9 protein-coding genes and 2 pseudogenes are annotated in these 11995 nt (G+C 45.0%); 4 read left to right on the top strand and 7 right to left on the bottom strand.

Annotated elements, in window-relative coordinates:
* The 3 genes and pseudogenes from NC996_RS19100 to NC996_RS19090 all read left to right on the top strand — a co-directional run.
* Positions 1 to 100 (top strand): annotated as a pseudogene (locus NC996_RS19100) (IS982 family transposase); the annotation flags it as partial.
* A 247-nt stretch (positions 101 to 347) separates the two neighbouring features.
* Complete coding sequence (locus NC996_RS19095) at positions 348 to 1424, top strand: hypothetical protein (protein WP_242037533.1); 1077 nt, start codon at positions 348 to 350, stop codon at positions 1422 to 1424.
* A 137-nt stretch (positions 1425 to 1561) separates the two neighbouring features.
* The gene (locus NC996_RS19090; protein ID WP_190685471.1) at positions 1562 to 2092 is read left to right on the top strand and encodes a hypothetical protein; all 531 of its coding nucleotides are present in this window, start codon (positions 1562 to 1564) and stop codon (positions 2090 to 2092) included.
* Between the two features lie 267 nt (positions 2093 to 2359).
* On the opposite strand, the gene NC996_RS19085 is transcribed toward NC996_RS19090, so the two are convergent.
* The 7 genes and pseudogenes from NC996_RS19085 to NC996_RS19055 form a co-directional block, all read right to left on the bottom strand.
* On the bottom strand, positions 2360 to 2857 hold the full coding sequence (locus NC996_RS19085; RefSeq protein ID WP_190685469.1) for a hypothetical protein: 498 nt from the start codon (positions 2855 to 2857) through the stop codon (positions 2360 to 2362).
* 79 nt (positions 2858 to 2936) lie between these two features.
* On the bottom strand, positions 2937 to 3281 hold the full coding sequence (locus NC996_RS19080) for a cupin domain-containing protein (protein WP_190685466.1): 345 nt from the start codon (positions 3279 to 3281) through the stop codon (positions 2937 to 2939).
* A gap of 15 nt (positions 3282 to 3296) precedes the next feature.
* On the bottom strand, positions 3297 to 4073 hold the full coding sequence (locus NC996_RS19075; protein ID WP_190685463.1) for a class I SAM-dependent methyltransferase: 777 nt from the start codon (positions 4071 to 4073) through the stop codon (positions 3297 to 3299).
* Between the two features lie 290 nt (positions 4074 to 4363).
* Positions 4364 to 6991, bottom strand: coding sequence for an ATP-dependent chaperone ClpB (clpB, locus tag NC996_RS19070; RefSeq protein ID WP_190685460.1), 2628 nt, complete (start codon positions 6989 to 6991; stop codon positions 4364 to 4366).
* 204 nt (positions 6992 to 7195) lie between these two features.
* Positions 7196 to 7369: pseudogene (locus tag NC996_RS19065) on the bottom strand (Uma2 family endonuclease); the annotation flags it as partial.
* A 206-nt stretch (positions 7370 to 7575) separates the two neighbouring features.
* Entirely contained in the window at positions 7576 to 9075 is a 1500-nt protein-coding gene (locus NC996_RS19060) for an HlyD family efflux transporter periplasmic adaptor subunit (protein ID WP_190685458.1), read from the bottom strand.
* A gap of 176 nt (positions 9076 to 9251) precedes the next feature.
* Entirely contained in the window at positions 9252 to 9482 is a 231-nt protein-coding gene (locus NC996_RS19055; RefSeq protein WP_190685455.1) for a hypothetical protein, read from the bottom strand.
* 158 nt (positions 9483 to 9640) lie between these two features.
* On the opposite strand from NC996_RS19055, the gene NC996_RS19050 reads away from it, so the two are divergent.
* Positions 9641 to 11668, top strand: coding sequence for a pre-peptidase C-terminal domain-containing protein (locus tag NC996_RS19050; RefSeq protein ID WP_190685452.1), 2028 nt, complete (start codon positions 9641 to 9643; stop codon positions 11666 to 11668).
* Positions 11669 to 11995 lie beyond the last annotated feature (327 nt).

The following is an 11995-nucleotide window of genomic DNA, read 5'->3' as shown; positions in this document are numbered from 1 at the left end:
CAATTTCTTGGTGAATTTGGTCTGTGGATTAATTGCCTATTGCCATCAGCCCAAGAAGCCCTCTCTCAATATCAATGCGTTTTTCCTCCCTTCTGCTTAACCCGAACTCAGGTTACATAATTCAATATTTTAGAAGTTTTAATGAAGTTTGATTTGCTGTTCTTGACGGTTTCACAAATAGTAGCTTTCAATATAGTTAACTCGTGTTGGATGTTACAAGGCTAGAGTGAAATTTCCCAGTATTTCAGGGGAATAAAAGAGGCGTTCGCGCCTCTTTTATTTAAGCTGCATTGTATAGGCACTGGTTATACATATTAATTGTCTTGAGTTTTTTACTTAACGAATAAATGTTTAAAATTAATATCCAGGAAATAGAAGCTGTAAGTTCTAGGTTCCAAGAAACAGCCTCAGAGATTGTTTCAAATACTCAAGGTGCAGTATCAGAGGCAATCTCAACAACCCAAGAGGCTACAGATAGTGCAATTCAAGAGGTTTCCAACTCAGTCACTTCCATAGCTTCTACGTTTCAAAAAACAGCATCAGAGATTGTTACAAATACTCAAAATGCAGTATCAGAGGCGATCTCAACAACCCAAGAAGCTGCGAGTAATTTAATTATTGAAGCTCAACAGACTTCTAGCGCAGTTACTGGCGCTGCAACAATTGCTGCACAAGAGGCATTCAAAGTTGCTCATAATATTAAATTTGAGAACTTACCTCACAACTTACAACTGAAATTTCACCGAGCTGGGGTACGCGAAGGCATTCGTAATGTTCAAGAAGCTGCCAAGGTGTATGAGACGATTCCAGCACAAATTCGCGCTCAAGGATATGAGGCGATTCGCGAGTTTTGCAGTGATAAGGATTGGAGCCATATAAAAGCACACGTTAACGGTGGAGGAAAAGAAGCTTCAAACGGCATCTTCGAGAACTTCCGAATCAACCGATCTCGTGGTGGAGTTGATATGACTCCTGAAGAACTTGCAGCAGCACGTAAAGTCCTTGGCGATGCAGCTTTTAAAGCAAGTTTAGAGCAAGTAATTGGAGCCGTTGTTCAAGGTGCTTTGGTAGCAGCGGTGATTGAGCTTGTCTTCTCAACTTTAGAAAATTCACTGTCCTTTGCTGAAGGAAAAATTACGCAAGATGAGCTAATTCGTAACGTTGCAGTTGCAACAGCAAAAGCTGGATTAGCTGGTGGTGTGATTACAGCTATTTTGATGGTCATCTGTATGATTTTCCCACCAATAGCGGCTCTACTTGGTTACGCCGCTGTTCCTCTGGCAGTAATTGGTATCGGTTTCATGTGCGTTCGCGCCTGGGAAATCTTCATCCGTGCAGATAAGCTTTTTGGAATTACTGAAGAACTGGTAAAATTTACCCAAAACATTGAGCAAACCATTTTGAATTTTGACGCTTTGGGATAAGCGATCGCTCTTTGTTAAACTCAGTTTACACGCACTCAGGTCCTATCAAAAAATCTCCAATTTTGAATGAACGGTGGGAGCGATCGCGCTAATTAGTTAACCAATAATTCTAGAAGTCTTTAAATATGATAGGAAATATGGCTGCTGGTGCATTTTATCCTTTGACAGGCTTGTTTGAGACTCTTATCAAAGAAGTTTATGCTGAGAAGCAAAGAAAGCATGAACAGCGAATGAAAGAACTTCAAATTATTGCTGATTCTAGCCTTCGCGATGCCTATGTACAGCAGCTTTTACTTGATAAGTTTCTTGCTCCTGTTGAAAATGCACAGCATCAAATTCAAAATACAGCTAAACACGTACAGTATTTAGCTGAAACCTTTAACTATTACTATCAAGACCACAGCGCAACAAAAGAAGAAGCGAAAGAAATATGTTATCAACTTCGGGTTTTGGCAATTAATATCTCTCAAGTTGATTCACTCTATGAATTAAAAGTAATTTATCAAGTAGCTACTCTGTTTGTTTATCAATTATCAAGATTTCAACACAAAGAACGCAAATACTCTTTAGAGAGAGCGCTCCGCAAAAACATATTAGATGTATTAAATACTTGCATTGCTGTTGAGACAAATTTTCAAAGACGAGTTGATTTTATGGGTGTTAACTGAGGTGAAAATTGCCAGAACAAACCAGAGAAACTGAGCCAAGAATTAGAAACTAGATAAAAGAATCACGATTGTGCTGTGTCATCGATGCATCAGTAAAACCTCGGCCTGTACCAAGTTTGCAAGTTGAGAGAGGGACGCTTTTTAGCTTCTGGTTGCGTGGTTCAGATGCGATCGCTTACTGGTTTCATGGTTTGTTCTCCTTTCCACACTGGAGATAAGAGCGAAGTCTGAAAGAGGGCGACTACAGTGCAGCCACCCTTAACAAAATTAGGAAACTAATGAGCGATCGCCAACGCCAACTCGATCGCGATCGCGGGCATCAACTGCAAGTACGAGACACAAAGCAGCGATCGCTGTTTGCCATTCCTGACGCACTTGGGCATCCTCTACAGCCTCAAATAATCCTACCAGGCGAGGAGTTGAGCGTTCTAGAGCGAGACGGGGAACGGGACGATGCAGCTCAACTAAGCGCATCAGGCTTTCCTGACGCTTTAGGAAATTAACCACCCATTGAGTCGTATGATCGGGACCATCTGGGACGCGCTGCACCTTTAACTCGTTTTTGAGCCAATCATAAAAAGGCGGTAGCTTGTCTTCCAAAACAGTCTTTGCTATAGGCAAAGTTTGTTGCAGCAACGCGATATTTAAACTATCTAGTTTCTGCTGAATTGCAGGCGAGTTGAGTAAATCCTGCAAGCTGAGTGAGAGTAGCGTTTCTACTTCAGAAGTCGATAGGTTGAGGTGTTGAGTAAAAGTATTCAGCATGGTTAATTTCTTGGTGACTGAGTATTAGTATTGCAGTTTGAAGATGGTGGGACTATGAGCTACCTCAGTTAGTCGCCACTTATTTTTGTTGGGGATTTTCCGAAAGCGTCAGCAGAAAAGCTAGATTTTCTTCGGCTTTCAAAGCGTGGGGAACATTGGCAGGCATGAAGATAAAACCGCCCGGTTCAAGTGCTATTTCTTGCCTTTGCAAAGTTAATAGCCCTCGCCCTTCAATGACGTGGACGGTTGCATTTCGAGGCGAGGAGTGTTCAGAAATATTTGTACCTGCGGCTAGACACAACAGCGTGTATTGACAGCAGGAATCTTTAAGCAAAACTTTGCTGAGGACTCCCTGCTGGGGATACTCAATCTTTTCTGACAATTGAATCGCTAAAGATGGATGAGGTATCAGTGTATTAGTCATGATTGATTCACTTTTTTAGGCGCGTTTTGCACGCAGGACGATGTAACCCAAATCCTGTTGATATTGCTGGAAGACACGGCGCATTGCCAAAACTCGTTTCCGCAGCGCTGGGCGCGTCAGAACATTCCACAGAATCCGGAGGGTATCCATAACGCCTTCGTCTTGAAGTACCCGATGCAGATTCAACAAACCCATTGACCCGGTTTGATGCTGTTGTACTTGCAGTCCAGCAGCTTCACAAGCAGCCAGCCAATTTGCCTGGGATAACGGGGTAGAATTGACCCGAATTACCTGTGCTAAAGCTTGATGAATCTCTGCTTCCTGGTTACGGGCGAGTAATTCGTGGCAAAGAAATTTGCCTCCTGGCTTCAAGCGATCGCGCACCCCAGCCAAAATCTTGGCTTTCCCTGGTACAGATTGCATGGTTAGAATCGCTTCTGCCAAAACATAATTAAACTGTTCGGAAATGGCATCCAGGTGGAACACATCGCCCTCAATGATTTCCACCTGACCTGTTAACCCCGCCGCCTCAATGTTGGCACGGGCACGGGCTACACTTTCGGGGTTTTTCTCTACGCCGACCACCCGCACGCCGTAGCGTTGAGCCAGAGCGATCGCGCTGTAGCCAAAACTAGAAGCTAATTCCAGAACTGTCTCACCTGCTTGGAAGTCTGCCCACTCAAACAATTGCTCTGTCGCAATTCGTCCGCCGGGTCGCAACATTTTCTTGCCGGCTGCGGCTAGAACTTGATGTCCGGTAGCGGTTTGGAAGTCGAGGGTAGCGTTGGTCATTTCTTTGACCCTCCTGTGTGGTGATATCTTCACTTTGACAGGAAGGTTCAAGTAAGTCTTTGAGCTAGCTCATATTGGGGAAATTCTCTACAGCAGTTCTTATACCGAGTTGTTCTTGTTCGTTTGTAGATGGGGTTGAGCCAGAGCAAAACCTCATCCCCTATGTCTGAAAGCAACTGCTGAATGGGGATTCAATCATTAGTAAAGTTCACATTTTTTAGGGGAATGGCAGTACCATTCCCCTAGCGATCGCCCCTTTCCTGGGAAGGAAAGGGTTAACTGAGCGTCAATTAGCTGGACTGAGTAGCTAGTAAATCAGCAGGGAGACGCTTGAAGGCAAGGCGCTCATTTTCCACATCAACAAAGATGGTGTCGCCGTCGTTGAATTCGCCTCGCAAAATCCCTTTAGCGATTTGCGTTTCCAGTTCCCGCTGAATCGCACGCTTGAGCGGACGCGCTCCATAAACGGGGTCGTATCCGACTTCCGCTAAGAAGTAAAGGGAAGCATCGGAAAGTTTCAGGGACATCTTGCGATCGCTCAACCGTGATTCGAGTCGCTTGACTTGCAACTGGACAATCTGCCGCAATTCCTGCTTGTTCAAGCCGTGGAAGATGATAATCTCGTCGATCCGGTTTAGGAACTCCGGACGGAAACTCGTCCGCATCGCATCCATCACCCGACTCCGCATTTCTTCGTACCGAGATTCATCGCTAGCAATATCTAGGATGAATTGCGATCCGATATTGCTGGTCATGATAATAATCGTGTTCTTGAAGTCTACGGTGTGACCGTGAGAATCGGTGACGCGACCATCATCAAGAATTTGCAGCATGATGTTGAACACATCCGGGTGTGCTTTTTCGATTTCGTCGAACAGCAACACCGCGTAGGGACGACGCCGGATAGATTCTGTCAGCTGTCCGCCTTCGTCATAACCGACATAGCCAGGAGGCGCACCAATCAAGCGAGAGACGCTGTGCTTCTCCATATACTCGGACATATCGATCCGTACCAAGGCTTCTTCGGTATCGAACAGATAAGCCGCCAAGGCTTTTGCCAGTTCTGTCTTACCGACGCCTGTGGGACCAAGGAAAATGAAACTAGCCGTCGGGCGATTTGGATCGGCTAAACCAGCACGCGCCCGTTGGATGGCATCGGCAACTGCTGTCACCGCTTCGGCTTGCCCAATCACGCGCTTGTGCAGTTCATCTTCCAATTGCAGAAGTTTTTCTTTCTCCGATTCAACAAGTTTGCTGATGGGGATACCCGTCCACTTGGAAATGATTTCAGCAATATCGGATTCGGTGACTTCTTCTCGTAAAAGTGACTTACCACTATGCTGAGTTTGAACGAGTTGGGCTTCTGTTGTTTCTAGCTGATGTTGTAACTCGGTCAACTTGCCGAATTTCAGCTCAGCAGCTCGATTAAGATCGTATTCTCGTTCCGCTTGTTGAATTTCCACATTCACCCGATCGATTTCTTCTTTCAGGGTTTTGCGGCGTTCGAGAACATCTTTTTCAGCTTGCCATTGTGCATTCAGTGTCCGTTGATCTTCTTTTAGATCGGCAAGTTCTTTTTCCAGTCTTTGTAACCTTTCTCTAGAAGCCGGATCGCTTTCTTTTTGCAGAGAAAGCCGTTCCATTTCCAACTGGAGGATCTTGCGGTCGATTTCGTCGAGTTCCTCTGGTTTGGAGGTACTTTCCATCTTCAATCGCGCCGCCGCTTCATCTACCAAGTCAATCGCTTTATCTGGGAGAAAGCGATCGCTAATATATCGAGTAGACAAAGTAGCCGCTGCCACTAACGCACTATCAGAGATTTTCACGTTATGGTGCGTTTCGTAGCGATCTTTCAAACCCCGCAGAATCGAAACCGTATCTTCTACACTCGGCTGATCGATATAAACTTGTTGGAAACGACGTTCTAGCGCCGCATCTTTTTCGATGTATTTGCGATATTCATCCAGGGTTGTTGCACCGATACAGCGCAATTCACCCCGCGCCAACATCGGTTTGAGCAAGTTACCTGCATCCATCGCGCCTTGAGTCGCACCCGCACCAACAACGGTGTGAATCTCATCGATGAACATGATAATGCTGCCTTGAGAATCGGTGACTTCCTTGAGAACCGCTTTCAAGCGTTCTTCAAATTCACCCCGATATTTGGCACCCGCAATCAAGGCACCCATATCCAGCGCAATCAGTTTGCGATCGCGCAACGACTCCGGCACATCCCCGCTGACAATTCGCTGTGCCAAACCTTCAGCGATCGCTGTTTTACCTACCCCCGGTTCCCCAATCAGCACCGGGTTATTCTTGGTGCGACGAGACAGAATCTGAATCGTGCGGCGAATCTCATCATCGCGCCCAATTACCGGATCTAACTTCCCTTGGCGAGCGAATTCTGTCAAGTCGCGCCCGTATTTTTCTAAGGATTCGTACTTGCCTTCTGGATTTTGGTCAGTCACTTTTTGGCTCCCGCGAACTTGGGCGATGATAGTTCTTAGCTTGTTTTCGTCCAGCTTAAATTCTTGAAACAAAGCCTTACCAAAGCGATCGTCTTTGGGATAAGCCAGCATCATGTGTTCGATGGAGATAAAATCGTCTCCATACTCTTTGCGAAATGCTTCAGCCCGATCCAGCATAGAATCTAAGCTACGTCCGACATAAACTGAGGTGCTACTGCCGGAAGTTTTTGGCTGACGCTTGATGAAATCTTCGGTGCGTTCTCTGACTCGCGACACATTTACGCCCGCTTTGTTCAGAATACTGCTGACGAGTCCTTCTTGCTCCAGCAGTGATTTCATCAAGTGTTCGCTTTCGATTTGTTGATGCTGGGCAGATTTAACAATATCTGGGGTGCGAGTGATGGCTTCCCAGGCTTTTTCTGTAAATTGGTTGGGGTTGGTTGGTTGCATAAGGAGTTACTCAATTAATAAACCCTAGAGACACCCATAACATACAGAAATTTGCAGTTCATCCCACTTATGGCTGTCCCTATCAGTCATTGTAAGTAGACTGGCTACACTCCTAGGATCGGTGTTCACGGCTTTTGAGATAGGTATCTCCGTCCGTTTTTGGGCTTCTGCTTCAACTTCTAGCCTCCGTAACTGTGCGGCTAATCATTCGGCGCGTTGGCTTTCTTGCTCGGCGCGTTCATAACCCGTCAACAAGAGATTTCCTTCTCGATGCCACCAGCACAACCGGGGCAGCGTAGTATTTTAATATTAACCCTCTCAAATTCCCAATTCTACTCTTAGCAGTGAAATTGGATAGTGTCCCCGCTCGTTAGCACTCTCAATTGAATTTTTGGCGTTGCTGAATGACGGAATGATTTCTTCTGATTAAAAATGAAAAATCAGGAACTCCAGCCGCCAATTCATCCCTATGATCAGCAACGCCGAATTTTTATGCCCATAACGATTAATTTCTGTTATTAACTCTTAGATACCAGATGTTTATTCATCACTGCCTTTTGTTGGTGCAAATGGATAAAGCCGAGCTAAGACCTTACCGAAAATGCCTCGCTAAAGCGGCGAGTCACCGGCTCAATTAAGAAAGTGAGAACTGATTTTTTTCGAGTAATAATTTCTCCGGTTGCCGCCATCCCTGGAGTAAAGGCAACTTTTTGATTTTGCACCTGAAGTGAATTTTGTTTAAGTTTAATTCGGGTGGGGAAAACTAAGCCTAATTCTTGATCAGCGATCGCATTCGGACTCACTTGCACCACTTCACCCTCAACTGTGCCAAATTCCTGAAACGGGAAAGTAGCCATTTTGACTTTTGCCTTCATTCCCTTACGGATAAAGCCAATATCGCGGTTGACGACTTTCACTTCTACCAACAATTCTTCGGATTCGGGAAGAATTGATAACAACTCCTCCCCCGCCTGTACCGGCCCTTTGGTTGCTTTGACACTGTAGACTGTCCCCGTAACTGGAGACTCAATAGTTTCTACTTCTCGCTGCTTTTTCGCTACCTCCAACTGACCAGCAACAGTGGTTAGTTCTTCTTGGCGCTGGTTAAACTCACTTAGAATTTCACTTTGACGCACAGACTTTAATTGGTCTGCCTGATTGCGAACAGATTGATACGCTTGTTCAGCTTGGCGAATCGCTTGCACTTGAGCAGCGATATCTTTTTCTAGAGAAGTTATTTTGTCCTGAGCTTCCGTGACTTTGTTTTGAACATTCGTAATATTATCTTGGGCTGTGGTAACTTCAGCTTGCGCCCTCACGACTCTCTCTTGTGCATCAACGTAATCGAGTCGAGGGACAGCACCGGGAATTAGGAGAGTGGTAAGCGCCTTTTCTCTTTTTTCGGCTAAAGCGAGGCTGTTGTTCGCTTTGTTGAGAAGGCTTTTGCTGTTGGCGAGATTGGTTTTGGCGTTGACGAGGTTGATTTTGGCGTTGACGAGGTTTTCTTGCAGGCGGGTGAGGCGAACTTTGGCTTCATTGATGACTGCAATTTGGCGATTCGCTTCTGCGATCGCACCCGCTCTTTTTGCTTCAAAATCTTGTAAGCGAGCGGTTAAAAGCTGATCTTGCAAAGCGGTTCCGGCAGTTGCACCTCCCGTTCGTTCGGCTTCCAGACGCCCTAAATCTTCCCGAATCAGCTGGGTAGATTTGGCGAGGCGGTCAACTTCTGCTTGCGGCAGGTCGGGGTCGCGTTCGATCAGGATATCGCCTTTTTTTACGCGATCGCCTTCTTTGATTTTTACGGCTTTGATTGTGCCTCCTCCTAGCGATCGCAGGGGTCGCACTTGCGTTGAGGCAATCAGTTCGCCGCGAGTGATCGCGACTTCATCCACTTGGCTGTAGTGTGCCCAAGCGATCGCCCCAAATACCAGTAAGCTAATGCTTGCTGCCAATAACCGCGTGTACAGTGGCGGCAGCTCTTGCACTGCTTTCCCTAATTCATAGGAGAGTGAATCCTCTGGATTCGCTAGCTGCTGTCTTGTTTGACGAGCTTGAGCAGGTGTTGACGCTAAGGGCGATCGCATAAAATTTTGACTCAAATGCTTTGAGCGGGCAGAGAGACACTCTAGCTGTGATTCTATCGACTGAATCCGGCAATGGATTGTCGAAAATTAAGAATTTTGGCGTAAGTTATTGTAATTGTAAGTAAATTTACGCGAAAAACTATTGTCCTTCTCCCCTTAGAGAGATTTTGATCGAGTTATATATAAGATACTTTTTTTGAATTGTTGGGTGCATTTAAAACTGTGAATGTGGTGAGCAAGACCTTAGATACGCTTGGCATCGACATATCGCGGCAAATCCTCAGATATTCAATAATTTCGATTACCTCACCATTGGCAATTGGCGCAACTTCAATTTTTGCATTCATGGCTTGAGAGAAAGTGCTAGTTGTTGCGTTCAGATAATTTAAAAACCACTGTTTAGTCAATTAATATAACTTTATTTATTGCGCTTGCGATCTTAGCATTCTTAAAAATGTTCTGTCTCTAGATTTAAGGGATTACCCCGTTGTTGCACAATTTTGTGAAGACTTAAAATTGGTAATATATCAGTCTTACGATGCTCCATCGTGGAGAAAGCAAGCAAATGTTAAATGGATTTAAATTCTCAAATGAGCGCCAGTTTTTAAGTGCAGATTTCGCTAATTTTGCACCGCTAGAGTTTGATTCAAAAATAGCCGGAATCTGGTCAGGATTTAGAGGGCTGGGCGATCTGCTACAGCAAAGAAGTCTATTTAAAAGTAGCGCGATCGCTGCGGCTTCTACCATCAGTGAGGTCGGCGGTACAATCGACACCACCGATTTGAAAAACCCACTCCGTGGCGGTAGCCTTCGGGATGACTATCTGTTGACTGGCATTAGCGCCGGAGAGCAGGTGGAGGTGAAACTAAACTCCACAGAATTTGACGCTTACCTGCAAGTGGTAAATGCCTCTACTGGAGCGGTTGTTACCTTCAACGATGATTTTGAGGGTCTGAACTCTCAAGTAACTTTTACAGCCGCTCAGGGTATTGATTACATTGTTCGAGCCACGACTTATGAACCAGATGCTACTGGTAACTATACTCTTCGTAGCAATTTGGGAGTCCTCAAACCAGCGTCTCCCATCAGTGGAAACCAAAGCTTTAGCGGCGCGATCGCGAATAGCGACCCAAGCAACCCCATTCGTGAAGGCAGTTTTTACGATGGCTATGTGTTAGGCGATTTAGTTGCCGGTCAGCAGGTGCAGGTGAACCTTGATTCGCCTAGTTTTAATGCCTACCTGCAAGTGGTGAATGTTGGAACCGGAGCAGTTGTTGCAGAAAATAATGATTTCAGCGGTACGAACTCGCAGCTAACTTTCACGGTTGCTGAGGGAATTGATTATATTCTGCAAGCTACAACTTTTGAAAAGGGTGCGACTGGCGGCTACACTCTAACTACTAAAATCGCAAGTATTCCAGACCCTTTAGATGCCGGTAATACTCTAGGAACCGCAAAAGCTCAAACTTTAGCAGTTTTCTCAAACAACCAACAAGTCAATGCTAGCGATCGCGATGACTTTTATAGCTTTAATGTTGCTCAATCTGGCATCTTTACCGCTAATTTATCTGCATTGAGTGGTGATGCCGATGTCCGACTCATTCAAGACAGCAACAACAACAGCATTATTGATCAAGGCGAAGTGTTGGGTTGGCAATGGGAGCGCGGGACTAGCAACGAATCAATTCGTCGTTTCCTGAGTGCTGGTAATTACTTTTTGCAAGTAATGAGCTACAACAACCAAGCTGCTAACTATTCTGTGGCGACTACCTTTACTGCTGCTACCAGCGATCCTCTCAGTTTTTCAATCAAAGTCAATTTTGGTCAAGGCTTGGGTAGTTTGAGTACAGAAGCTCTCAATGCTATTACAGAAGCTGCAAAAGTTTGGGAAAAAATTATTCCCTACAGCACCTTTAGCGATTCCCAAATTCTAACCATTGATGTTACGGGGGATACTTTTGGTGAAGATGAATTTCTTGCTTTTGCAGGGCCAAAAGCCTTAGCCTCCGATGCTTTTGGTAATCAAATGACGATATCAGGAGCTTCAACGATTAACACGAGCTTGGCAAATACATACAACAACAATCCAAGTTTCTTACAAGAAACGATGGTGCATGAATTTGGTCACGTTCTAGGAATTGGAACACTTTGGTCAGATTACGGACGCGATTTCATTAATGTCTCCGATGCGACGTATAGTGCTAACACCTATGCAGGGTGGGCTTATGGAGAATTAAAAGGTACATTTTTACAAACTGCTGTTCCCGTTCAAAAAGGCGTGTTTGGTCATTGGGATGAAAATGTCTTTGACAATGAATTAATGTCACCTATTGCTGAAAAAAGCTCTGAGTTATTGAGTCAATTAACGATTGCTTCTTTAAAAGATATTGGGTGGAATGTGAACTATGGGGGAGCGGAATCTTATACTCTACCTGGATTCAAGACTCCTTCAAATTCATTAAATGCTAACGCTTCGCTGATGAATTCATCTTTTCCTTTACGCTGTGGCTGTGCCGCTCACTTAGCATCTTCAAGCTTAGCGACACTCGGAGCTTCGAGCTTAGCTGAGCATATATTTGGTAAAGTGGCTTAATTCTCATCTTTCAAAATAATGCACAACCCCATAGGATTTAGAAACCTCTGAGGAGCTTTTGAGTCAAATTTGCTATATTCCGACCTGGGAGGAATTCTTTCGTGGATTTTCTAACCTGCGTGACTTACATAACGATAGGAACTCATACCAAGTTGCTTTCAGACAGGGTAGGTTGGGGAGCCATACAAAAAGCAGGGTTTCCCCCGTTGAGCGCCGTAGTGTTTGAGGTAACGAAACCCAACAAGCCGTTTGAGTTTGATTTCGCGCTCGTTAAAACTAACCTACGATCTTCTCCTCTACAAAGTTTAAGTAGGGAAAGGCAAATTG

The sequence above is a fragment of the Trichocoleus sp. ST-U2 genome, assembly GCF_039961875.1.
Classification (GTDB): domain Bacteria; phylum Cyanobacteriota; class Cyanobacteriia; order Cyanobacteriales; family FACHB-T130; genus FACHB-T130.
Note: the sequence above shows the minus strand (reverse complement) of the source record. Positions and strands in the feature narration are given on the sequence as shown.